Source organism: Brevibacterium sp. Lmc1, from assembly GCF_057654315.1.
This window is the reverse complement of sequence record NZ_CM172803.1, coordinates 493,900-515,985: the sequence shown is the minus strand read 5'-3', so window position 1 is coordinate 515,985 and position 22,086 is coordinate 493,900. Positions and strand designations below refer to the sequence as shown.

Below are 22,086 nucleotides of genomic sequence, written 5' to 3'. Positions count from 1 at the left end.
TACGATCAACTTGCATCATTATTGCAGTATGAATGTATTGCCATCGCTCGATGAAGGCATCTCGGCCCGCGGTCTGACGAAGAGCTACGGCGGACACCGCGTCGTCGACGATCTCAGCTTCGACGTAGCACCTGGCCAGGTGACGGGGTTCCTCGGCCCCAACGGCGCGGGCAAATCAACGACGCTGCAGATGATCCTCGGCCTCACCTCACCGGACTCCGGCAGCGCAGCCGTCCACGGCCGCCCCCTGCCCGAGCACACGGAACCCGCACGCATCGCCGGGGCGTTCCTCGGCGCCGAACACATGCTGCCGGGGCTCACCGCACGAGGACATCTCGACTGGATCGCCGCGGCGACGGGAACCGCACCCGCCCGGATCGACGAGATGCTCGACCTCGTCGACCTCACCCGCGCTCGCTCCCGCCGCGTCTCACAGCTGTCACTGGGCATGCGTCAGCGTCTCGGCATCGCCGCCGCCCTCCTCACCGACCCCGCGGTGCTCATCCTCGACGAACCGCTCAACGGGCTTGACCCCGCCGGAATCACGTGGCTGCGGTCGCTCCTCACGGATTTCGCGAGCACAGGCAGAACGGTGCTGCTGTCGAGCCATCTGCTGCGGGAGATGGAGCTCATCGCCCATCACGTCATCATCATCCGCGACGGTGCCCTCATTGCAGACCGGCCCCTCGAGGAGCTGCGGCGGGAATCCTCAAGCCGGGTGCAGGTGCAGGGGACGAACCTCGCACCGCTGCTCGATCACCTGCGGGCCGAGGGCATCTCGGTCGACCCCGACGGATCGGGCACTCACGCCGCGATCGCCGGACTCGAGCCCGTCGAGATCTTCAGGCTCTGTGTTCCCCTCGGAGTCGAACTCACGGGACTCGCGACCGACGAGCGCGGCCTCGAAGACACGTTCCTCGGTCTCACGGACTCCGGCGACGATCGGCACAGACACACACTTCGACATCCGATACAGGGAGCGACGGCATGACCACGACACCACCGACCATCCCGGTCCCTCCGCGAGCATCGGCCGCACCGATCACCGCTCGACCCAGCTGGATACGCGCCGAATGGGTGAAGTTCTGTGACCTGCGACGGTCGCGTCAGCTGCTCATCGTCACCCTCATCGCGGGCGCGGTCTCGGCCGTGCTGCTCGTGCTCACCATTCCCGCCACCCGCGGTGCCCCGCTGTCGGAGACGAGCACCGAGGATGTGCTCTCGGCCAGCGTCCTCGGCGTCGATGCCGCCGCGGCCGTGCTCGTCGTCCTCGCGGCATGGTTCGCCGGGGTCGAGTTCCGCACCGGCGCGATCACCGAGACCCTGCTGCGCGCCCGCGGGCGATCAGGCATCGTCGCGGCGAAGGCCGTCGTCATCGGCGCGGCCGCCACGGTCGCAGCCGTCGCCACGGCCGTGGCCGTGACGATCAGCGGCAGCCTCCTCGCGGCCACGCTCGCCGGGGCCGACTGGTCGGAGGTCCTTGCCGTGGCCGGCAGCTCCGGCCATCTGCGGCTGGCCTTCGGCAGCACTTTTCTGCCCGTCATCTATTCGCTTCTCGCGGTCTTCGGTGCGGTCGTCTTCCGCTCGGTCACCGGCGGAGTTCTCACCCCGTTGGCCCTGCTGGTCGGGTCCATGCTCGCCGGCTGGCTGCCGGACGCTCTCGCGTCCGTCCTCCGACCGCTCCTTCCCTTGGGCGCCGTGCACAACATCAGCGGGGTCGCCGAGGCGGGAGGGACCGAGTACATCGGTGTGCTCCCAGCTCTCCTCGTCCTCGTCGCCTGGGTCATCGGCGGAGCAGTTCTGGCGGCGTGGCGGCTGCGCCGACAGGACTTCTGAAGCAGATTCCGAGACCGGCCCTGAGATCGGTTCTGAGACTCTGCGGGCGAACAATCGGACTCTTCAGACAGCGCTCGGGTCAACGACGTAGGGTCGAGGTGACTCAGCTGCCAACTCGAACAGGAGCAACCATGTCAGTCGTCGCCATCAATGCCCTCACCGTCCCCGAACCAGCTCGCGCTGAACTCGAGAAGCGCTTCGCGCAGCGCAAGCATTCGGTCGACGGGGCTCCCGGCTTCGAAGGCTTCCAGCTGCTGCGCCCGGTGGCCGGCGGGGACCAGTATTTCGTCTACACCCAGTGGGCGACGAAGGAGGACTTCGAGAACTGGAAGGCCAACCGGACGTCCTCCCACGAATCGACAGGCAAGGCTCCGGTCTCCGAGCAGGCGAACCTCCTCGAGTTCGAGGTCGTCGACCTCGGCGACTGAGTCACGCGGCAACGCCCCGAGCTTACGCGCCCAACCACGGCGCCGCCTCGGCGAGGGAATGCCAATCGTCCAAGGACGTCGACCTATGCGTCGGCGTCCTTGTCCAATTCACTGAACGCTTCGACCTTCTTCGGGCTGCCGGCCACGAGGATCTCGTCGTCGGCGTAGAGCGTGACGTCCCGATCGGCGATGTCCCAGTGGGTGCCGCCGCGGCGTTTGAACGCGACGATCGTGACGTCGTACCTCGTGCGCAGCCCCAGCGAGGCCAAAGGCACGTCGGTCGTGCGCACCGGCGGAGTGGTGCGCGCCAGAACGAAGTCCTCGTCGATGGGCAGGAAGTCCGAGATATGCCCCCTGATCAGGTGGGCCAGACGCCTACCCATGTCGTTCTCGGGGCTGATGACGTTGCCGATGCCCAGCTGATGGAGGATCTCGGCGTGGGTTTCGCTGATCGCCTTCGCCCAGATGTGCCGATTGCCGAGCTTGAGGATCCGCGAGGCCACGAGGATGCTCGCCTCGAGGTCGCTGCCGATGGCGATGACGACGCGGGAGACCTCGTCGATGCCGAGCTGTCGCAGCACCACCTCGTCGGTGGCGTCGGCGCGAGAGGCATGAGCGAGGACATCGGCGAACTCGGCCACGACGGACTCGTCACGGTCGACGCCGATGACCTCGACTCCATGCTCTGCGAGTTCGCGCGCCAGGGATCCGCCGAAGCGGCCGAGCCCGATCACGGCCACCGCTCCGTCCTTCGCCAGCGGCGAGGGGTCGCCGGTGAAGAACGACGCGGAGCGCGCCATCCAGTTCTTCTTCTCGTTCATGGTCTTTTCCTTTCTGGGCCGCCTCGGCAGGGGTGTCGGCAGTCGTTGATTCGGCTTTCGATGGACCTGCCATCAGCCGATCAGCGGCCGTTCCTTCGGCAGTTCGTAGCGGATGGGGCGCTCGCGCAGTGCCAGACCGGACGCCACGGTCACCGGACCCAGCCTGCCGAGCGCCATGGTGAGGATGAGGACGATCTGACTGGGCGCGGACAGATCTGCGGTGATCCCGGTCGACAGACCGACCGTGCCGAATCCGGAGATGACCTCGAAGAGGACCCGGCTGAGGCCGAATCTCGGGTCGCAGAGGAGGATGACCATCGTCGCCAGCAGCACCCAGCCGAGCGCGAGGACGATGACCGTCGTCGCCTGTCGATGCACGTCACGGGAGATGCGGCGACCGAACAGGGTCACGGATCGTCCGCCGCTGATCTCCGTCCACGTCGTCGCCGCGAGCACCGCCATCGTCGTGATCTTCACGCCGCCTGCCGTGCCGGCCGGTCCGCCGCCGATGAACATGAGGACGTCCATCCCGAACCAGGACACCGTGTGCATCTGGCTGATGTCGATCGAGTTGAACCCGGCCGTGCGCGTGATCGTCGATTGGAACGTCGCTGCTTGGATCTTCCCCCACGCGTCGAGGTGGCCCATCGTCGCCGCATTGTTCCACTCGATGACGGCGATGAAGACAGTGCCGCCGATGAGCAGAACCGGGGTGATGACGACCATGATCCGCGTGGTCAGACCCCACTTCAGCGGAGTTCGGTAGCGCCGGACGAGTTCGATGAGGACGGGATAGCCGAGCCCGCCGAGGATGACCGCCAGTCCGACCGGACCGCAGATGAAGGGATCGGCCACGTAGTCGACGAGGTTGTCCTGACGGAGCCCGAATCCGGCGTTGTTGAACGCGGAGATCGCGTGGAAGATCGCATCCCAGATCGCGGCCGTGACGGGTTCGTCGTAGTGGAGGAAGAATCGGAGGAACAGCGCCGAGGCGACCACGAGTTCCGTGCCGAAGGTCAGTGCCGTGATGCGCAGGACGAGAGGCTTGACGCCGCCGATCGCATCGCTCTTCGTCTCCGAGGCCACGGATTGGCGGAGCCGGAGACCGGCCTTTCCCGCCAGCAGCAGGGCAAGCAGTGCGGTGAGCAGGAGCACGCCGAGACCGCCGGCCTGGATGAGGCAGATGATGACGATCTGACCGAAGAGCGTGAAGTCCTGACCGGTGTCGAGGACGACGAGTCCGGTGACGCTGAGCGCCGAGGTGGCCGTGAAGAGGGCTTTGAGCAGTGAGATGCCGCCGTCGGCGACCGTGGCCGCCGGGGTCATGAGCAGAGTGGCTCCGGTGACCAACGCTGCCAGGTAGCCCGCGATGACGCGGACGATCGCTGAGCGATGTGAGCTGTGCACCAGACGAAATGTAGCACCATCGCAACGGTTCGGCGTCACCCGCAGGCAACTCACCGGTAACGGTCAGAATCCTGCTAATCTGCCTTATCGGAGTTGCCGTGATTCGGCTCATGCCCGGGGCGCGGCCCAGCACCTGTTCGTCCATCCACAGAGAAGTGTCGAGGAACCTCATGAGTCAATCTGAAACCCAGACCGTCACCGGAGATCGAGGCCACGGCTTCGTTCGGGCTCTCGGCACGGTCGACGCACTCTTCATCGGATTCGGTGCCATGATCGGCTTCGGCTGGGTCGTCCTCACCGGGGAGTGGCTCAACGGTGCAGGCACGCTCGGCGCCATCATCGCCTTCGCCGTCGGCGGCATCATCATGTGCTTCGTCGGCACCGTGTATTCGGAGATGGTGGCAGCGATGCCGCATGCCGGCGGGGAGCACAACTATCTCATCCGGGCGATGGGTCCCCGCGTCTCCCTGTTCGGATCATGGGCGATCACCGGCGGCTACATCAGCGTCGTCATGTTCGAGGCGGTATCGGTGCCGAAGACCGCCGTCTACCTGTTCCCGAACCTCGAGCAGATCAAGCTCTGGAACGTCGCCGGCTTCGACGTGTACCTCACCTGGGCACTCGTCGGCACGATCACCGCCATCATCATCGCCTGGGTGAACATCCGCGGCGTCAAGCTCGCTTCGATGGTCCAGACCTTCGTCGTGTGGTTCCTCATCATCGTCGGTCTCATGCTGCTCACCGGCGGTTTCGTCGGCGGCAGCCTCGAGAATACCGAGCCGCTGTTCACCGGCGGCGGCGCCGGATTCATCGGCGTCATGGCGGTCGTGCCGTTCCTCTTCGTCGGCTTCGACGTCATCCCGCAGTCCGCCGAGGAAGTCAAGCTGCCACCGGCGAAGATCGGCAAGCTCGTCGTCCTCTCCGTCATCATGGCCATCGTCTTCTACATCATCATCATCGGCACCACCTCGATGGCGATGCCAGCCGACGAGCTGGGCACTCATGACCTCGTCACCGCAGACGCGCTGTCGATCATGTTCGATTCGGACATCTGGGGCAAGATCGTTATCGCCGGTGGACTCGCGGGCATCATCACGTCGTGGAACGCTTTCCTCATGGGTTCGTCCCGTCTCATGTGGGCGATGGCCGCGGCCGGAATGATCCCGAAGTGGTTCGGCAAGCTCCACCCGAAATACCGCACTCCGTCGAATGCCATCATCTTCATCGGCATCCTCTCCGCGATCGCTCCCTTTTTCGGCACTGCAGCGCTCGGCTGGATCGTCGACGCGGGCTCGCCCGCCATCGTCATCGCCTACTTCCTCGTCAGCGTCGGCTTCCTCGTCCTGCGCAAGCGCGAACCGAACATGGAACGCCCACTGCGCATCGGCGGAGATCGCAATGGCGGAGTGGTCATCGGCGTGATCTCATCGGTGCTCACGTTCATCCTCTTCATCCTCTACATTCCGATCACCCCGGTGTCCGCGCAGCTGGCATGGCAGTCGTGGGTCGGCTTCGCGGTGTGGCTGCTCGTCGGCATCTGGTTCATGATCAAGCTGCCCACCGGCATCAAGGCCGGCCCCAATGCCGAGAACGAACTCCTTGCGAAGGTCAAGGCCCTCCGCGGAAAGTGATCGCGGGAGCCGCCGTGTGAGGTGCGGCCGGGGCGCCATTATTCGCCGAGGCGAAGCGTCCTGATCCGCTTCGCCGCGGCGCAGCACCTTCCCCCGCCCCTCACCTTGAATCACACCCCGCACCACTAGTGGCACACCGCACCGTGAGTCGCAATCCGCACCGGCGGTCGCATCCCTCACCTTCAGCGACCTATCGCCCCTCTGCACCGGGGTGGTGAGCCGCTGCGGGTGAGGGGTGCATTGCTACCTGCAGGAGAAGCCACCCCGGATGAGGGAGGCCGGCAGTGCCAACGGGAGGATTCGGCACCAACGGTGCGTGATGCCGCTGCTCTGAGCCGACTGTCGCGCCCGAATATCCGAGCGCATCCGGACATGCGAACGCGGCCGCCGGCTTTGCGCAACGGCGACCGCGCTCGGTCTCGGGGAGCGGGAGTCGGCTCAGACTGCGGCGTCGAGGCCGCGCATCTTCAGGCGCTCACGCTGGTTGGGGTTCACGCTCGGGCGGAACGGCATCTCGACCACCTCGGCGCGAACCGGGACTCCGGGAGTATCTGCGAACGGCTCCGGCAGATGCACCCAGTATTCGGTGCCGAGCTCGGTTGCCGACACCGGCACATGGGCCATTGCGATATTCGCTTCGAGTTCCGGCGAATACCACGGCGACGTCACGTACCCGACCGCCTCACCGTCAGCGGCAGCGGAGACGAGCCAGAAGTCCGGCGCATAGTCCGTAATCGGTTTGCCGCCGACCAGCAGGCCCACCAGCTGCGTGCGATACGGCGGGGTACCGGCCTCGATCAGCCCGCGCACCTCCTCGAGTCTGGCCTTGCCGATATAGTCGGCCTCCTTCTTCCGTGGCACCTGGTAGGACAGGTTGACCTGGAACGGGAGCGTCTCGAAGTCCATGTCCTGCCCCCACGAGAGGATGCCCGCCGCGATCCTGCGGTGGTGGCTGGGGGCGACGACCTTGATGTTGTACGGCTCGCCGGCTTCCAGGACGGCGTTCCACATATCCTCGGCGTACTTCGTCGCATCCTTGAGATAGATCTCGTAACCCTTCTCACCGGTGAATCCGGTCTGGGAGATGATGACGTCGCGGCCGCCGACCTGAGCTTCCATGAGTCCGTAGCTGGGCAGCGTGCGTCCTTCCTCCCCGACGAGGTCGGCGATGACGTCGACGGACTTCGGGCCCTGGACCTGCACTGGTGCGACGTCGATCTCAGCGATCGTGACGTCGAACCGGCCGCCGACGTTGACTCCCTGCATCCAGAGCATGAGGTCGGTGTCGGAGAGGCTGAACCAGAATTCGTCGATGCCGACCCGCAGCAGGATCGGATCGTTGAGGATGCCGCCGGCCTCGTTGCACAGGATGACGTAGCGGGCGCGCATCACCGGGATCTTCGTCGCGTCACGGGTGATGACGAAGTTGACGAACGCCTCGGCGTCGGGACCCTTGACCTGGATCTGCCGTTCGACGGCGACGTTCCACAGGGTCACATCGTTGACGAGGGACTGGTACTCGGCCATCATCCCGCCCTCGTCGCGGGGGATGTAGCCGCGTGGGTGGTACATCCGGTTGTAGATCGACGCCCGCCAGCAGCCCTGCTGCATAGACAGCTCCCAATAGGGCGACTTACGGACGCGAGTGTCGATGAGCATTTCGACCGGGGTGGGGCCGGATTGACGAAGGTTGATCGGGACTTCTCTGTCGCTTTGGTCCACTGACGGGACATTGTTGTCCATGGTGTTCCCCCTGCTTGCACAGTTTTATATTATGGAACTTGATTCCCATATCATGGGTACAATGAGTGTAGGATCGGACACACCGGGACGCAAGGGACTCGCACATGCGAGTTTCATGAATCGACCTCCGAGAAGGAGACGAGGATGTCACAGTCAACGCTGCGCAGGCTGTTGAGCACCGCCCGCTACGAGGTTCTGCCCACGGCCGGGATCGTCGAACGCATCGAGGAGTACGTGGCACCGGGCCGCGAGATCACGGTGACCGCGTCGACGGGGCTGACCCTCGAGGCGACGCTGTCCACGGCCGAACAGCTCCAGGCCCTGGGCTTCCGCGCCGTGCCCCACCTGGCCGCACGGATGATCCACGGCAGACCCGAGCTCACGGAGATCGTCGATCGTCTCGCCGAGGCGGCTGTGGACCGGATCTTCGTCCCCGCGGGAGACGCCACTCCCCCGGCCGGCGGATACGTCGGTGCGCACGACCTCCTCGTCGATCTCTCATCCATGGCCGCACCGTTCCAGCACATCGGCGTCAGCGCCTATCCGGAATCGCATCCGATCATCCCCGACGATGTGACGATCCAGGCCATGTGGGACAAACGCGATTACGCCACGCACCTGGTGTCGAATCTGTGCTTCGATCCGGCGCTCATCGCGTCCTGGGTGCCCAGGGTTCGCGCACGGGGCGTCGAACTGCCGCTGGTCCTCGGCATCGCCGGGAAGGTGGAGCTAGCCAAACTCGCCCGAGTCGCGACGAAGATCGGGGTGGGAGAGTCCACGCGGTTCCTGCGGAAGAACACGGCGACCTTCACGCGGATGGCCAAGCCCGGCGGATACAACCCGCGGAAGTTCCTCGACAAGATCGGCCCGGTCCTCGACGACCCGGAAATGGGCGTCGCCGGTCTGCACATCTATACGTTCAATCAGATCAAGGACACCGAGGTCTGGCGCCGCAAGCAGCTCGCGGCCCTCGGCGGCGCCGAAGAGGTCTCGACCGCGTGGTGATCGAGTGGTGAGAAGCGACGATCGGGCCGATTCGATCACCCGATGTCGCTCCGGTGTCACACAATGGGATCCCCATCCGACACAGTAGGTGGCGGGCCGAAGAGTCACCCGCCGCAAAAGCATCAAGCGAAAGGGACCCCATGGCACGCATCAGCCTCGACCAGATGAACAAGAAGGCCTACGCCTCCGTCGCACATATGGATTCCTACTGCAAACGAGCCCTCGGCACAGAACTCTACGACTTCGTGAAGCTGCGCGCCTCCATCGTCAACGGCTGCGGATTCTGCGTCGACATGCACTCCAGCGACCTGATCGCCATGGGAGTCTCCTCGCGCAAGGTCGTCAACGTCGCCGCCTGGCAGCACACCGGGTCGCTCTTCGACGACCGCGAGCGCAGCGTCTTCGCCCTCACCGACGCCGTGACGAAGATCGGACCGGACTCAGTCACCGACGAGATCTGGGAAGAGGCGACGCGCCACTTCACGGATGAGCAGCTGGGAGACCTCCTGCTCGGCATCTCGACGATCAATGTGTGGAACCGCCTGGCGATCAGCACCGAAACAGTCCCACCGGCCGAGGCAGAGTCTGCTGCAGCACCGGCAGACGGCGAGCAGTCGTGAGCCGCCGCCACTGAGAATCCACGGTGGTCTACATTGGTGCACGTGAACGCGCCTGACACCGAATCACCGGCGACCCGCGCCTGGGAAGAGCACCGGGGGCGACTCTTCGGAATCGCCTACCGCATGCTCGGAGACGTCGGGCTGGCCGAGGACATCGTCTCCGAGGTCGGCATCGCAGCGGTCGTCCAAGAGCGGAAAGGTGCCGCCGATCGTTCCGACGGTGCCGCTGGCCATTCGACTCAGCCGCCTTCCGGCACGTCGACTCAGCCGTCCGCCGGCCCCGGCAGGACCCGCACAGTGCGTTCCTGGCCGGGGTGGCTGACGACGGTCTGCGTCCGCCGGTCGATCGACCAGGCTCGGCATCTCGAGAGCGTCAAAGAGGAGTACCCCGGGTCGTGGCTCCCCGAACCGATTGCAACCGAAGCACTGCCCGATGAAGCCGTGGCGAACAGAGAGCTGCTGTCGGTGACCCTGCTGCATCTGGCCGATCAGCTCACTCCCGAAGCCAGGGCAGCCGTGGTTCTGTCCCGAGCATTCGACGTCCCCGCGAGCGAGATCTCTTCGATCCTGGACAAATCTGCCGCCGCTGTCCGGCAGATGATTTCAAGAGCCGAACGACGGCTCGACCTCGACAGAGACCTACCGCGCTCGGGCAACAGGCAGGTGATCGACCGCCTCGTCGACGCAATCCGCTCAGGTGATCAGAGCTCGGCGCTGCGTCTGCTGCTGGCCGACGATGCGATCTTCTGGAGCGACGGCGGAGGGAAGGTCCCGGCCACTCGGAATCCGCTGTTCGGCATCGATCGGATCATCCGATTCTTCGCCGCGGTATTCGATCCGAGCGATCCCAGCAGCCAGCAGGTGACAGGGGTGATCGCTGTCAACGGCGAAGCGGGCATCGGAATCGTCAAGGACGGTGATCTGCGAGTGCTGGCCGTCGAGGTCGACGACACCGGCCGCGTGATGGGCCTGCGACAAGTGAACAACCCGGACAAACTGAAACGGGTACGCACAGATCACGTGTCATAATGCCGGGTCCGACCGTCCCTACCGGTGGGTGACCTTGCGTCTGAGACTGCGCGAGAGCAGTCCCGCCTCATCTACGAGCAAAGCGCCCAGGCGGTCATGATGTTCGGCGATGCGCATCGTCGGTCCGGAGATTCCCACGGCCGCGACGACGTCTCCGTCGATGCCGAACACCGGTGCAGCCAGAGCGTCGAGGCCGATCTCGAACTCTTCGTGGACGATGGCGAATCCGCGATCGCGAACCGTGTCGAGATCGTCGGTGAGCTCCTTGCGTGAGCCCAAGGTCTTCTCGGTGCGCCGCTCCAGCCTGCCGGTCGGCAGCGGGATGACGTCATAGGCGAACATGACCTTGCCCAGAGCCGAGCAGTGCGGCGGAACCTCCACGTCCGCCCAGTTCGTGGCGCCGAGGACGAACGTCGAATCGACCTGAGCAACCTGGACGACTCCTTTGGGTCCCGGCATGGCGAGGTTCACCGTCTCACCGGTCTCCTCGCTAAGGCGCTGCAGGGTCGGATCGGCCGCGGCGACGAGGTTCTCCACCCGGTCGAAGCGGGAAGCATAGGTCGCGAACAGCGATCCGCCGCGGTAGAGGCCGTCACCGTCGCGTTCGACCAGACCGTTGCGTTCGAGGGCGGAGAGCAGGCGCGAGACCGTCGACCGAGCCAATGCGGTCTCTTCGACCACCTCGGTGTAGGAGATCGGGTCGTCGGACCTCACGACCAACGACAGAATCTCTGCCGCCCGGTCGATCGACTGGGTCCCATTGCTCATCGTGCTCAGCTCCGTCGGGGAAAGGGGGTCGGCGGAATCGAGGCCCACCGACCGCACTCACCCTACCCCACGCCCTCAGACTCTGGCCGGGTTGCGCGTCGTGAGTTACAGTTTCGAAATGAGCAACAAAGACGCGGGCTCGGGCGGCGTCCAATCCGTGGATCGGGCCGTGACGATCCTCGAGATCATCGCCCGCACGGGGCTCGCCGGAATCACCGAGATCGCCGGTGAACTCGGCGTGCACAAGTCGACGGCTTCACGCATCGTCTCCACCCTCGAAGCCCGCGGACTCGTCGAACAGGACCATCACCGAGGCAGATATCGCTTGGGCCTGTCCATCCTCCGCCTCGCCGGAGCGACGACCGCACGCCTCGACATCGTCCAGGAGGCCCGCCCGATCACCAAGATGCTCGCCGAGGCGACCGGCGAGACGATCAACGTCGCCGTCCTCTCCGACGGTGCCGCCCTTTACCTCGACCAAGCTTCGTCGACTGCCTCGGTGCAGAGCCACAACTGGGTCGGGCAGCGCATTCCGCTGCACGCGACCTCCAACGGCAAGGTCCTGCTCTCCGGCCTCAGCGACGCCGGGATCCGGGAGACCCTGGGTGCGAAGCTGACCCGCTACACCCCGCACACCGTGACCTCGGTTCCGCAGCTCCTCACCCAGATCGCCGAGGTGGCCGCCACCGGATTCTCGCTCGTCATCGATGAGCTCGAGGTCGGGCTGACCGCAGTGTCCGCTCCCGTCCGCAATGCCCACGGGGACGTCATCGCGTCGATCTCGGCCTCGGGACCGAGCTTCCGCTTCACCGAGGACAAGGTCACCTCGGCGAAAGACCTGCTCACTTCGGCCGCCGCCGACATCTCAGCCCGCCTCGGGTGGCGCGAACACTGAACCACGCCAAATCGGTACCCCACGAAATCGGCACTTGCGAAGCCGACACCCGCCGAAATCGGCACGGACACGCCGACGTCGGCCCCGCCTCGGCGATGGTGTGATCATCCTCGGTGGGGAGGTGGTCAGTCGAGGATGTACGTGGTGCCGCTGTCGATGCTCTCGACGGCGCGGCGGTAGAGATTGCCCACCGCCTCATCGGAGGCCGGCGGGAACCCGGGGAAGAAGTCGTGGAAATGCGTGGCCGATTCCAGAACGGTCGGGCTGGCGACGTTGATGCGGATGCCGCGCGGCATCTCACCGGCGGCGGCCATGACGAATGATTCGATGGCTCCACTGGCCATCGCGGCCGCCGATCCGGTGGGGATCGCGGCGCGGGCCGTCACCCCGGTCGTCAGGGTGATCGAACCGCCGTCCCTGACATGGGGCAGGCCGATGCGCACCAGATCCAGCTGGGCGAGCGTCTTGCCGTAGAACCCCGACTCGAAGTCCTCCCGGGTCAGTTCCGTGACGGGTTTGAACGGGACGTGTCCGGCCGTGCACACGATGGCATCGACCTCACCGACCTCGTTCAGCAGCGCCTCGATCGTCGCCGGATCGTCGAGATCGACCGCCGGATCCGTGCTCCGACCGACCTGAATGACTTCGTGCTTGCCTTCGAGCGCTCGGACGGCCGCGGTTCCGACGTGTCCCTTGGCTCCGATGATGAGTACCTTCATGGTGTCTCCCTCGTCTCGCTGGTGTGGTGGTCTGCTGCGAGCCTAGGCACGTTCGGAGGCGAAGAGAAATACTTCTGTGCGGATATTCATGTCTGAGACGCATGAAAAGGCTGTCGCTCCGCCAGAACGGCTGGTCCCCCTGGGTGCCTCGGTCTTCCCAAGGACTCCGCCTCTCCGCGCGGCCTGGAGAATCCAGATCGGTCGCTATACGCTGAGCGCATGAGTGTTGAGCTGCGTCATCTCCGCGCCCTGGTCGCCATCGACCAGACCCATTCGTTCACGGTCGCCGCCGCGCTGCTCGGCACGACTCAGCCGACTCTGTCGCGGACGATTTCGCAGCTGGAGGAGCTTGTGGGGACGACGCTGGTCGAGCGGACCACCCGCAGCGTCGTGCTCACCGAGCGGGGAATGGAGTTCGCTGTCGAGGCCGCGTCCCTCGTCGGCCGGCTCGACCGGCTGCTCGAACGCTTCGGCGACGATCGCGAACCCCTCCGGCTCGGATGGGCATGGGCGGGACTGGGCAAGCACACGCACGGGCTCATCAGGGAATGGCAGGCCACCTCGCAGACACCGATCGATGCGAGTCGACCCGACGATCTGGACGCTGCATTGGCCAAGGCCGATATCGACATCGCCATTGTGAAACGGGCCGTCGGTGAACCACAAGCACCCGAGGGACGAGAGTGCCGGCCGCTCTTTCGCGAGTCCCTCGTCGCAGCCGTCTCCGTGTCCAACCCGCTCGCGGCCAGCCCTCAGCTGAGCCTCGACCAGATCGCCCACAGCACGGTGGCGCTGTGCTCCGTCTCGCCGACGGCGAGTCTGCGGCTCTGGGACGACCGACCTGTCGCGCCTCGTCCGCTGATGGCGGGAAATACAGACGAATGGCTGGTCAATGTCGTCCTCGACAAAGCTGTCGGAGTCACCTCGGCGGCGACCTCATTCACCCACTCCCACCCCGAGGTGGTCTATCGCGAGATCGTCGATTCGCCCGAGGTCGACGTCACGATCGAGTGGAACACCCGCGGCGCCCACTCGGCCTGTCCCCGATTCGCCGAGTTCGCTCAGCGGTATTTCCGAGAGCTGACCGCTCAGCCCTGACGCTGTCGTTCGACGCGATCTTCCGACCGCGCAATGACCGCGCTTACGCACTCTTGACACTCCCGCCTCGGCGGAGGACGATCATCGTACGCAGTTCCACATAGCGCGCATCGTTGCATAATTCGCAACGATGCTGGTGAAGGCGAAGATGCCTTCAGAGAGGAGCCTGCTCATGGCTTCCGTCCCCGCCCAGGCCAGCGTCGTCGTTGTCGGTGCCGGCATCGTCGGCAACAGCCTCGTCCACCATCTCGCCGAGCTCGGCTGGACCGATATCGTCCAGATCGACAAGGGCCCGCTGCCGAATCCGGGCGGCTCGACCGGGCACGCCTCGAACTTCATCTTCCCCGTCGACCACTCGCGTGAGATCACCGACCTCACCCTCGACAGCATGCGCCAATACAAGGAACTCGGGGTCTTCACCGAGTCCGGCGGCTTCGAAGTCGCCCGCACCGAAGAGCGCATGGAGGAGCTGCGGCGGCGCATGGCCTCGGCACGCGCATGGGGCATCGAATCCTCCCTCGTCACCCCCGCCGAGGTCGCCGAGAAGGTGCCGTTCCTCGATCCCGAGGCCATCCTCGGTGCGTTCTGGACCCCGACGGTCGGAGTCGTCGATTCGGTCCGGGCGGGCACGATGATGCGCGAATCCGCCGAAGCCAAGGGAGCGCTCACCGTGTCCCCGAACACCGAGGTGACCGGCATCGATGTCAGGGACGGGCAGATCGCAGCCGTATACACGACGAAGGGTGAGATCGCGACGAACCGCATCCTCATCGCCTGCGGTGTCTGGTCCCCGCGGATCGCCGCCATGGCCGGTGCGGCCATCCCACTGACTCCGGCGGTCCACCAGATGATCAGCGTCGGGCCCGTCCCGCAACTTGCCGAGCGTCCCGGCGAGATCTCGTTTCCGATCGTGCGGGACATGGACACCTTCTGCTACGAACGTCAGCACGGCTCGGACATGGAGATCGGCTCCTATGCCCACCGGCCGATCCTCCACGACCCTGATGAGATTCCCTCGATCGAGGCGGCGAAGCTCTCCCCCACGGAGATGCCGTTCACCGAGGATGACTTCGACCCGCAGCTCGAACAGGCCGTCGAGCTCATGCCCGAGGTGCTGTCGAATCCGGACGTCGAGATCCGCTACGCGATCAACGGACTGCTCTCGCTGACTCCGGACGGGGCGCCCATCCTCGGCGAATCACCCCAGGTGAAGGGCTTGTGGTCGGCGGCGGCCGTGTGGGTGAAGGAAGGTCCTGGCGTCGGGCGGGCGGTGGCCGAGTGGATGACGCACGGACTGCCGGAGATCGACGTGCAGGGTGCCGACATCGCTCGATTCCACTCCCATCAGCGCACCCGCGAACACGTGCGCGCCCGCACCTCGGAGGCATTCAACAAGACCTATGGCATCGTCCACCCCGGCGAGCAGTGGGCCAGCGACCGTGACGTCCGCCGATCCCCGATGTGGCATCGCGAGGCCGATCTCGGGGCCGTGTTCTTCGAAGCCGGCGGGTGGGAGCGGCCGCAGTGGTATCAGTCGAATGCCGGTCTGCTCGAGGAGTTCGGTGACGCGGTCATGGACCGCAGCGCCGAATGGGATTCCCGCTGGTGGTCACCGATCATCAACGCCGAACACCTCGCCATGCGGCAGCGTGCCGGGCTCGTCGACCTCTCGAGCTTCGTCATCTTCGATGTGTTCGGTCCGGCTGCTCTCGACGCTGTCCAGCACATTGCCCTGGCTCAGATGGATGTCGCCATCGGTCGGGTCGTCTACACCCCGATCCTCGATGAGAACGGCGGGTTCCGTTCCGACCTGACGATCATGCGTCTGGCGCACGACCGGTTCCGCGTCGTCACGGGTGCCGCCCACGGAATGGTCGATCTGAAATGGTTCGCCGACCGACTGCCCGATATGGGGGCGCAGATCGCCGATCTCACGAGTTCGTGGACGACGATCGGGTTGTGGGGACCGCGAGCCCGCGACATCCTCGGCTACCTCACCAGTGCTGATGTCTCCCATGAGGCATTCAAGTTCGGCACTGCCCAGACGATCGAAATCGGTTCGCTCGAGGTGCTCGCCTCCCGCATCTCCTATGTCGGTGACCTCGGTTGGGAGCTCTACGTGCCGATGGAATCGGGGCTGAAGCTCTGGGACGCGCTCATGGACGCAGGCCACGAGCACGGTCTGCTCCCCGTCGGTCTCGGCGTCTACGGCACGACCGGCCGGATCGAGAAGGGCTACCGCGCATTCGGCACCGAGCTCGATTCCGAACGCAGCGTCGTCGAGGTCGGGATGAGCCGACCGAAGGTGAAATCCCAGGATTTCATCGGCAGGGCCGCACACTTGCGCCACCGCGAGGAGGAGCCGAAGACGGTGCTGTGCTCGCTCACCGTCGACGATCACACGAGTGCCAGCGGGGAGAAGCGATACATGCTCGGCGGGGAACCCATCGTGTCCGCGGACGGCGATGCGCTGATCGACGGGCACGGTCGCCACTCTTATGTCACCTCGGCGGGATCGGCTCCCAGCCTGGGCAAACACGTGCTCATGGCGTTCCTCCCACCCGCCGAGGCGGTGCTGGGCAACCGTCTGCAGGTCGTGTACATGGAGGAGTTCTATCCCGTGACGGTGGCAGCGGTCGATTCGACACCGCTGTTCGACCCCGACAACGAGTGCATCCGGAGGTAGCCGTGAACATCCTCGTCTGCATCAAACGCGTCCCCGATATCGCCGGTTCCGTCACTCTCGACGACGCGGGCACCGGGATCGACGAATCCGGGCTCGGCCACACCATGTCCTCACACGAGGAGTGCGCCGTCGAGCTCGCGATCCAGACCGCAGCCCAGGCCGGTGGGACGGTCACGGTGCTCTCCCTCGGTCCCGCCGAGGCGGTCGAGCAGCTGCGAGCGGCCGTGGCGGTGGGAGCGAACGACGGCATCCTCGTCGAGGCGGCCGACCCGTCCGTGTTCGCACCCGAGGATATTGCGCAGGTCATCGGTGATGTCATCCGCGATCGCGCCGAGGCGGGGCAGACCTTCGACCTCGTCCTCACCGGTGACGATGCCGCCGACACCGGCGATTTCCAGGTCGGGATCCGCCTGGCCTATGACCTCGAGTACCCGGTGCTCACGAATATCCAGACGATCAGTGTCGGCGGGGCGGACGGGGGCGGCGGGCCCGGCGGCGAGCGCGGCTCCGGGCGGATCGAGGCGCGCGGGATCGGACCGGCGGGAACGGAGATCTTCTCCCTCGATCTGCCCGCGGTCGTCGCAGTCCATGAGGGCGGGGTCGATCCGCGCTACCCCTCGATCACCGGGCGGATGAAGGCGAAGAAGGCGCAGGTCGTCGAATACGACGCGCCCGTTCCGGGGACGGGCAGCCCCCGGATCCGGCTCGAACTGCCCGAGGTGAAGGCGAGTTCGGTGACCATCCTCGGCGAGGGCCCCGAAGCGGCTCCCGCCCTGGTCGATGTGCTCGAGGAGATCGGAGTGATCCGGCCATGACTATGGTTTTCGTCGAAACAGACCCGGCAGGCGAGGTCACACTCACCTCCGCCGAAGCCATCACCTTCGCCCGCAAAAACCCCCAATTACTACCTGACGGGGGCGCAGCAACCTCGCGCGAGGTATCTGGGCCGCCGTCAGGTAGCACGGAGGGGGTGGTGATCGGCCCGCTCAGTGATGCCGCCGTCGAGTCGCTGGGGCGGCTTGGGGTCGGTGTCATCCATCATCTCGACCATCCGGATCTCGCGGAGTATTCGGCAGCGGCCTGGGCGCAGGCGATCGTCGACGTCGCTCCGGAGTCCGGCACGCTGCTGGCCTCGGGCACCCCGCGTGGCATGGAGCTCATGGCCCACGCCGCGGTCCGCACCGGCGCCCGCATGGCTGCCAATGTCATCGCCGCCGACGCAGAGGGCCTGCTCCGTCAGGTCCACGGCGGCACCGCCTTCGAACGCCTCCGCCTCGACGGGGATCTGCAGGTGCTCACGATCGCCGGCCACGCCTGCACTCCCGAAGAGACGACCCCGATCACCCCGGAGGTCTACGCCTATGACCTCACCGTCGCCGAGGCGGACCTGGCCACCTGTGTCCAGCGCACCGAGGTCGAGGCCGCCGATGATGCGTCCGGACTGACATCGGCCAGGGCCGTGGTCGGGGCCGGTCGCGGGGTCGGTTCGGAGAACGGATTCGCCGAAGTCCTCGAACTCGTCGACCACCTCGGCGGGGCCTTGGGCGTCTCTCGCGTGGTCACGGGCCTCGGTTGGCGCCCGCACGCCGAACAGGTCGGCCAGACCGGCAGCCGCATCTCCCCTGACGTCTACATCGCCTGCGGGATCTCGGGAGCAATCCAGCACATGGCCGGAATCGAGGGGGCGAAGACGCTCGTGGCCATCAACACCGACGAGGAAGCCACGATGGTCCAGCGGGCGGACTATGCGATCATCGGCGACCTCCACGAGGTGGTCGGAGCCGTCAACGAGGAGATCGTCCGCCGTCGCGGCTGAGCGCAGTTGGGCCCGGGCTCCGCCAAGGCCGCTCCGGACAGTACCAATGCACTGAGAATTTCCGTTGGCGCCGGCCACCTGATTAACTATGGAACGATCGTTCAGACCTCGTTCCCAATCAGCTCCTGGAGGCAGTCATGGCCACTTTCGAACTCTCACCCGAAGTGCGCTGGTCGGATCAGGACCTGCTCGGCCACGTCAACAACGCACGGATGATCACCCTCATCGAGGAATGCCGCGTGCGCTGGATGCACGAGATCCGGGCCGGACACATCACCGGCGGCGGACTACTCGTCGCCCGCCAGGCCATCGACTACCTCGTTCCCGTCATGTACGGCCCCGAACTGAAGATGACCGTGACGGTGAAGAAGCTCGGCAACTCCTCATTCACCGTCAACACCCGAGGTGACCAGGACGGACGTCAGGTCTTCGACCACGACTGCGTGCTCGTCCACATCGATCGGGACTCGCAGAAGCCCACCCCGCTGACGCCCGAACTGCGCGCAGTCTTCGAACCCTACCTGCAGGACTGAGGCCCGACGATTGGCGTAGGTGGGAGAAACAGTCACGCAAAACCGAGGCGGGCGTGACCATTCGGCCCAGCCAGTATGAGCCTATCGCCCGCCCGACAGCAGCGAGAACCTCCCGGGGGACGCGCGATCATGGCCGATTCGTTCAAGCCGTCACCGCACCCGTCCGCATAGTCTGAAGTCATGAAACTCGACGCGATCTCCATCATCACCGCAGACATGCCCGCCGCCATCACCTTCTACTCCGCGCTCGGCCTCGAGCTCGCCGACGGCGGCCCGGACGCTCCGCACACCGAGTTCACCTCCGGGTCCCTGCGGATCCTCCTCGACACCGAAACGGTCATGCTCGGCATCGACCCCGAATGGACCCGCCCGACCGGCGGACACAAGATGTCCTTGGCCTTCGACTGCTCCACCGCCGAGGCGGTCGATGCGACATTCGCCAAGCTCACCGGGCGCGGCGACGGGGGAAGCGATCCCGTGGCAGGAATCGTCCACGAACCCTGGGACGCGTTCTGGGGACAGCGCTACGCTGTGGTCTCCGACCCCGACGGCAACACGGTCGACCTCTTCGCCGCCCTCAACTCCTAATTGCTACCCGACGGCGGCCCAGCAACCTGGCGCGAGGTTGCTGGGCCGCCGTCGGGTAGTTCTGGGTAGGGACGAACTTACGGAACGAACGCCGGGTGCGCCCTCACCCGATGAGCGAGCGCTCGTCCCGCCGCAGGTGAGCTGCGTCGGCATACCCCACCTCGGCCGCGGCCGCTGTCCGCGACCGCCCCGCATCGATGAGGTCTCGCGCGGCCTGCCAGCGCAGGATCTTCGCCAGGTGCTTGGGTCCGTAGCCGAACCATTCCGCGCTCAGCCGGCGCAGCTGCCGCGGTGAATACGCGAACTCCGCGGCCGCCTCGGTGACGGTCTGGGCCGGCGAATTCGAGCGCACATCCAAGGCCCGAGCCAGGGCCATCGGACGCGGATCCAGCATGGCTCGGCCCGTCAGACCGCCAGCCATATCGAGCAGCACCCGGGCAGCTCCCGTCACCGAGGCGGCCCCGCCCTCGCCGACAGCGCGAACCTCTGAATGCCGGCCGCCGATGACAGCGTCGAGGGGCGTCACCCGATCGGCCAGTTCCCCCGCCGAGGTGGTCAACAGCTGCGCAAGCACGCCGGAGTCGAATCGCAGGCCCACCGTCGGTGCAGCCGAACCGTGGAACATCCGTGCCGTGGAATCGGCGCCGGCGATGAGTATCTGCGAATCGATGAAGATGAGATCCATGCACCCGTCGGGAACGATGAGCGATGGAGCCGCGGCAGCTGCGACAGTCGGCCCGGAAGCCAGACCGGCGGCAGTGTTCCCACGATCAGGGTCTGCCGCCTCGACGGAGGAAGCCGCCTCGGCGAGGGAATCGGCCTTGTCGGGAACGGAGACCCACAGGCTCGCCCGCAGGTGCGGGATCCGGGTTTCGCGATACACGGACTCGGCCTCCTGACGCTCTCGGCGGTAAACTCGTCTGTGTTCATCTGGTGCGGGCGGCGCGATCTGCCCCCAGAATAGCGCGCGAATGGCCCCAACAGAGGGCCGCACGACTGAGCTCACGGGAAGGAATGATGGCTGCAGCATCCTCGGCGCCGGTATCGGCGCGCAGGCAGGCTCGCCATGTCACTGTCTTCCTCGATGTCGATGGCGTCCTCAACTCCTACCCGGTGCCCAAGCTGCGCGGCATGGCCGAGGGGCGAAAGAAGCTGCACGCGTGGCACTACGAACTCCACTACCGGCCGTCCGTCGTCGAATTCTTCGACCGCATCGTCGAGACCCATGAGGTCGACGTCGTCTGGCTGTCGACCTGGTCGCAGCGATGCAAGTCCGAGCTCGAACCGAAATTCGGTCTGCGCAACTCCTTCGACGTCATCGAAATGCCCGATGAGACGCACAACCGCTTCGCTCACGATCCGCAGCAGTGGTGGAAGGCCCGTGCCATGGAGGACTGGCTGGCCACCCACGAGCACGGGCGTGCGATCTGGATCGACGACGACCTGGCCTGGCCGGCCACCCGCGAATACTTCCTCAAGCACTACTCGCCCAACCGCCTCAAACTCATCGCCCCGGACTTCGCCCACGGCCTGACGAAAGCCCATCTCAAGGAGATCCGGGAGTTCGCCTACCCGAAGACCAGCGAAGCCGAGACCGGCGATCTGACGACATCCGACCCGAAGGGAACTTCATGACGCGCATCGGCCTGCTCGATTCCGGACTCGGACTCCTCGGCACCGCCGACGCGCTGTTCAACCTCGCCCCCGACGCTGACCTCGTCCTCGCAATGGACCCGGACTACACCCCTTACGGCAGCCTGAGCACCGACACCCTCGAACAGCGGGCTCTGCATTCGGCCGGGGTGCTCGCCGAATGGGAACCCGACGCCATCGTCATCGCTTGCAACACCGCCTCGGTGCAGGCCCTCGAAGCCGTCCGCGCCCGCTACGAACCGGCCATCCCCGTCATCGGCACCGTGCCTGCGGTGAAGATGGCCGCCGGCACCGGCCAGGACTTCGCGATCTGGGCGACACCGGCGACCACGGGCAGCGAGTATCAGCAGAACCTCATCGACTCCTTCGCCGCCGACCTGCACGTCGCCAAGATCGCCTGCCCCGGACTGGCCGAGGCGATCAACGCCGCCGATCTGGAGAAGATCGACACCGCCATCGAGGATGCCTTCACCCAGATGGGACCCGGAATGGAGACCGTGGTGCTCGGCTGCACCCACTACGGACTCGTCGCCGACCGCATCATGGCCGCCCGAGCCGGAGCCCTCACCGTCTTCGACTCCCCCATGCCGGTGGCCAAACAGACGCTGCGCCGCATCGGCCTCGAACCCGCCGGAGTCGGCGAGGATCAGCCCGGCACCGGACGCGTGCTCGCAACCTTCGCGTCCGGCCGACGCGTCAGCCTCCCCCAGGCCCTGGACGCCTACCCGGCCGGCAAACGACTGCTGGCCCGAGAAGCCTGAAAACGTCCCCTCCGCGTTCCCTCCGAGCCGGGTCTTTCCGCGCCGCACA

Annotated in this window: 22 protein-coding genes; 16 read left to right on the top strand and 6 right to left on the bottom strand. The window is 65.9% G+C overall.

What is annotated here, in order from left to right:
* Positions 1–28: 28 nt before the first annotated feature.
* From AC239G_RS02280 to AC239G_RS02270, 3 genes are all read left to right on the top strand, one after another.
* Positions 29–991, top strand: coding sequence for an ABC transporter ATP-binding protein (locus tag AC239G_RS02280; RefSeq protein ID WP_139469402.1), 963 nt, complete (start codon positions 29–31; stop codon positions 989–991).
* Complete coding sequence (locus AC239G_RS02275; RefSeq protein ID WP_139469403.1) at positions 988–1,836, top strand: hypothetical protein; 849 nt, start codon at positions 988–990, stop codon at positions 1,834–1,836. Before AC239G_RS02280 ends, AC239G_RS02275 begins: the two co-directional genes overlap by 4 nt.
* 131 nt (positions 1,837–1,967) lie before the next feature.
* Complete coding sequence (locus AC239G_RS02270; protein ID WP_139469404.1) at positions 1,968–2,264, top strand: antibiotic biosynthesis monooxygenase family protein; 297 nt, start codon at positions 1,968–1,970, stop codon at positions 2,262–2,264.
* Between the two features lie 83 nt (positions 2,265–2,347).
* Here the strand turns inward: AC239G_RS02270 and AC239G_RS02265 are convergent, their stop codons facing one another.
* Positions 2,348–3,085, bottom strand: coding sequence for a potassium channel family protein (locus tag AC239G_RS02265; RefSeq protein ID WP_139469405.1), 738 nt, complete (start codon positions 3,083–3,085; stop codon positions 2,348–2,350).
* 72 nt (positions 3,086–3,157) lie between these two features.
* Complete coding sequence (locus AC239G_RS02260; protein WP_248284030.1) at positions 3,158–4,492, bottom strand: TrkH family potassium uptake protein; 1,335 nt, start codon at positions 4,490–4,492, stop codon at positions 3,158–3,160.
* Positions 4,493–4,662: 170 nt separating this feature from the next.
* Here AC239G_RS02260 and AC239G_RS02255 point away from each other — a divergent pair, with 170 nt between their 5' ends.
* On the top strand, positions 4,663–6,123 hold the full coding sequence (locus AC239G_RS02255) for an APC family permease (RefSeq protein WP_139469406.1): 1,461 nt from the start codon (positions 4,663–4,665) through the stop codon (positions 6,121–6,123).
* A gap of 438 nt (positions 6,124–6,561) precedes the next feature.
* On the opposite strand, the gene AC239G_RS02250 is transcribed toward AC239G_RS02255, so the two are convergent.
* A complete protein-coding gene (locus AC239G_RS02250; protein WP_139469407.1) occupies positions 6,562–7,866 on the bottom strand; it encodes a glycine cleavage T C-terminal barrel domain-containing protein in 1,305 nt (434 codons plus the stop codon).
* A 144-nt stretch (positions 7,867–8,010) separates the two neighbouring features.
* On the opposite strand from AC239G_RS02250, the gene AC239G_RS02245 reads away from it, so the two are divergent.
* From AC239G_RS02245 to AC239G_RS02235, 3 genes are all read left to right on the top strand, one after another.
* On the top strand, positions 8,011–8,871 hold the full coding sequence (locus AC239G_RS02245; RefSeq protein ID WP_139469408.1) for a methylenetetrahydrofolate reductase: 861 nt from the start codon (positions 8,011–8,013) through the stop codon (positions 8,869–8,871).
* 140 nt (positions 8,872–9,011) lie between these two features.
* Positions 9,012–9,491 (top strand): carboxymuconolactone decarboxylase family protein, encoded by a 480-nt coding sequence (locus AC239G_RS02240; RefSeq protein WP_139469409.1) that lies wholly within the window; start codon positions 9,012–9,014, stop codon positions 9,489–9,491.
* Positions 9,492–9,533: 42 nt separating this feature from the next.
* Positions 9,534–10,520, top strand: coding sequence for a sigma factor-like helix-turn-helix DNA-binding protein (locus AC239G_RS02235; RefSeq protein WP_248284031.1), 987 nt, complete (start codon positions 9,534–9,536; stop codon positions 10,518–10,520).
* Positions 10,521–10,538: 18 nt separating this feature from the next.
* Here AC239G_RS02235 and AC239G_RS02230 read toward each other — a convergent pair whose 3' ends face one another.
* The gene (locus AC239G_RS02230) at positions 10,539–11,288 is read right to left on the bottom strand and encodes an IclR family transcriptional regulator (protein ID WP_139469410.1); all 750 of its coding nucleotides are present in this window, start codon (positions 11,286–11,288) and stop codon (positions 10,539–10,541) included.
* 118 nt (positions 11,289–11,406) lie between these two features.
* Here AC239G_RS02230 and AC239G_RS02225 point away from each other — a divergent pair, with 118 nt between their 5' ends.
* Positions 11,407–12,183, top strand: coding sequence for an IclR family transcriptional regulator (locus tag AC239G_RS02225; RefSeq protein ID WP_139469411.1), 777 nt, complete (start codon positions 11,407–11,409; stop codon positions 12,181–12,183).
* 125 nt (positions 12,184–12,308) lie between these two features.
* Here the strand turns inward: AC239G_RS02225 and AC239G_RS02220 are convergent, their stop codons facing one another.
* The gene (locus tag AC239G_RS02220) at positions 12,309–12,902 is read right to left on the bottom strand and encodes a short chain dehydrogenase (protein WP_139469412.1); all 594 of its coding nucleotides are present in this window, start codon (positions 12,900–12,902) and stop codon (positions 12,309–12,311) included.
* A 219-nt stretch (positions 12,903–13,121) separates the two neighbouring features.
* On the opposite strand from AC239G_RS02220, the gene AC239G_RS02215 reads away from it, so the two are divergent.
* The 6 genes from AC239G_RS02215 (at position 13,122) to AC239G_RS02190 (ending at position 19,623) form a co-directional block, all read left to right on the top strand.
* Positions 13,122–14,000, top strand: coding sequence for a LysR family transcriptional regulator (locus AC239G_RS02215; RefSeq protein ID WP_139469413.1), 879 nt, complete (start codon positions 13,122–13,124; stop codon positions 13,998–14,000).
* A 172-nt stretch (positions 14,001–14,172) separates the two neighbouring features.
* Positions 14,173–16,686 carry a GcvT family protein gene (locus AC239G_RS02210; RefSeq protein WP_139469414.1) on the top strand — a complete coding sequence of 838 codons (2,514 nt, stop codon included), beginning with the start codon at positions 14,173–14,175 and terminating at the stop codon, positions 16,684–16,686.
* A gap of 2 nt (positions 16,687–16,688) precedes the next feature.
* On the top strand, positions 16,689–17,501 hold the full coding sequence (locus AC239G_RS02205) for an electron transfer flavoprotein subunit beta/FixA family protein (RefSeq protein ID WP_139469415.1): 813 nt from the start codon (positions 16,689–16,691) through the stop codon (positions 17,499–17,501).
* The gene (locus AC239G_RS02200; protein ID WP_139469416.1) at positions 17,498–18,502 is read left to right on the top strand and encodes an electron transfer flavoprotein subunit alpha/FixB family protein; all 1,005 of its coding nucleotides are present in this window, start codon (positions 17,498–17,500) and stop codon (positions 18,500–18,502) included. Before AC239G_RS02205 ends, AC239G_RS02200 begins: the two co-directional genes overlap by 4 nt.
* A gap of 137 nt (positions 18,503–18,639) precedes the next feature.
* Positions 18,640–19,035 (top strand): acyl-CoA thioesterase, encoded by a 396-nt coding sequence (locus tag AC239G_RS02195; RefSeq protein WP_139469417.1) that lies wholly within the window; start codon positions 18,640–18,642, stop codon positions 19,033–19,035.
* 180 nt (positions 19,036–19,215) lie between these two features.
* Positions 19,216–19,623, top strand: a complete 408-nt coding sequence (locus tag AC239G_RS02190; protein WP_139469418.1) for a VOC family protein — start codon at positions 19,216–19,218, stop codon at positions 19,621–19,623.
* Positions 19,624–19,726: 103 nt separating this feature from the next.
* Here the strand turns inward: AC239G_RS02190 and AC239G_RS02185 are convergent, their stop codons facing one another.
* Positions 19,727–20,506, bottom strand: a complete 780-nt coding sequence (locus AC239G_RS02185; protein ID WP_180345654.1) for an AraC family transcriptional regulator — start codon at positions 20,504–20,506, stop codon at positions 19,727–19,729.
* Between the two features lie 134 nt (positions 20,507–20,640).
* Between AC239G_RS02185 and AC239G_RS02180 the strand changes: the two genes are divergently transcribed.
* Complete coding sequence (locus AC239G_RS02180) at positions 20,641–21,258, top strand: HAD domain-containing protein (RefSeq protein WP_139469420.1); 618 nt, start codon at positions 20,641–20,643, stop codon at positions 21,256–21,258.
* Entirely contained in the window at positions 21,255–22,037 is a 783-nt protein-coding gene (locus AC239G_RS02175; protein ID WP_139469421.1) for a glutamate racemase, read from the top strand. Before AC239G_RS02180 ends, AC239G_RS02175 begins: the two co-directional genes overlap by 4 nt.
* Positions 22,038–22,086 lie beyond the last annotated feature (49 nt).

Excerpts from the sequence above, each read along its gene's own strand:
- AC239G_RS02190 (WP_139469418.1), top strand. The coding sequence starts at position 19,216 with ATGAAACTCGACGCGATCTCCATCATCACCGCAGACATGCCCGCCGCC.
- AC239G_RS02280 (WP_139469402.1), top strand. The coding sequence starts at position 29 with ATGAATGTATTGCCATCGCTCGATGAAGGCATCTCGGCCCGCGGTCTG.
- AC239G_RS02225 (WP_139469411.1), top strand. The coding sequence starts at position 11,407 with ATGAGCAACAAAGACGCGGGCTCGGGCGGCGTCCAATCCGTGGATCGG.
- AC239G_RS02230 (WP_139469410.1), bottom strand. The coding sequence starts at position 11,288 with ATGAGCAATGGGACCCAGTCGATCGACCGGGCGGCAGAGATTCTGTCG.
- AC239G_RS02175 (WP_139469421.1), top strand. The coding sequence starts at position 21,255 with ATGACGCGCATCGGCCTGCTCGATTCCGGACTCGGACTCCTCGGCACC.
- AC239G_RS02245 (WP_139469408.1), top strand. The coding sequence starts at position 8,011 with ATGTCACAGTCAACGCTGCGCAGGCTGTTGAGCACCGCCCGCTACGAG.
- AC239G_RS02220 (WP_139469412.1), bottom strand. The coding sequence starts at position 12,902 with ATGAAGGTACTCATCATCGGAGCCAAGGGACACGTCGGAACCGCGGCC.
- AC239G_RS02255 (WP_139469406.1), top strand. The coding sequence starts at position 4,663 with ATGAGTCAATCTGAAACCCAGACCGTCACCGGAGATCGAGGCCACGGC.
- AC239G_RS02195 (WP_139469417.1), top strand. The coding sequence starts at position 18,640 with ATGGCCACTTTCGAACTCTCACCCGAAGTGCGCTGGTCGGATCAGGAC.
- AC239G_RS02215 (WP_139469413.1), top strand. The coding sequence starts at position 13,122 with ATGAGTGTTGAGCTGCGTCATCTCCGCGCCCTGGTCGCCATCGACCAG.
- AC239G_RS02200 (WP_139469416.1), top strand. The coding sequence starts at position 17,498 with ATGACTATGGTTTTCGTCGAAACAGACCCGGCAGGCGAGGTCACACTC.
- AC239G_RS02210 (WP_139469414.1), top strand. The coding sequence starts at position 14,173 with ATGGCTTCCGTCCCCGCCCAGGCCAGCGTCGTCGTTGTCGGTGCCGGC.
- AC239G_RS02265 (WP_139469405.1), bottom strand. The coding sequence starts at position 3,085 with ATGAACGAGAAGAAGAACTGGATGGCGCGCTCCGCGTCGTTCTTCACC.
- AC239G_RS02250 (WP_139469407.1), bottom strand. The coding sequence starts at position 7,866 with ATGGACAACAATGTCCCGTCAGTGGACCAAAGCGACAGAGAAGTCCCG.
- AC239G_RS02240 (WP_139469409.1), top strand. The coding sequence starts at position 9,012 with ATGGCACGCATCAGCCTCGACCAGATGAACAAGAAGGCCTACGCCTCC.
- AC239G_RS02275 (WP_139469403.1), top strand. The coding sequence starts at position 988 with ATGACCACGACACCACCGACCATCCCGGTCCCTCCGCGAGCATCGGCC.
- AC239G_RS02270 (WP_139469404.1), top strand. The coding sequence starts at position 1,968 with ATGTCAGTCGTCGCCATCAATGCCCTCACCGTCCCCGAACCAGCTCGC.
- AC239G_RS02180 (WP_139469420.1), top strand. The coding sequence starts at position 20,641 with ATGGCTGCAGCATCCTCGGCGCCGGTATCGGCGCGCAGGCAGGCTCGC.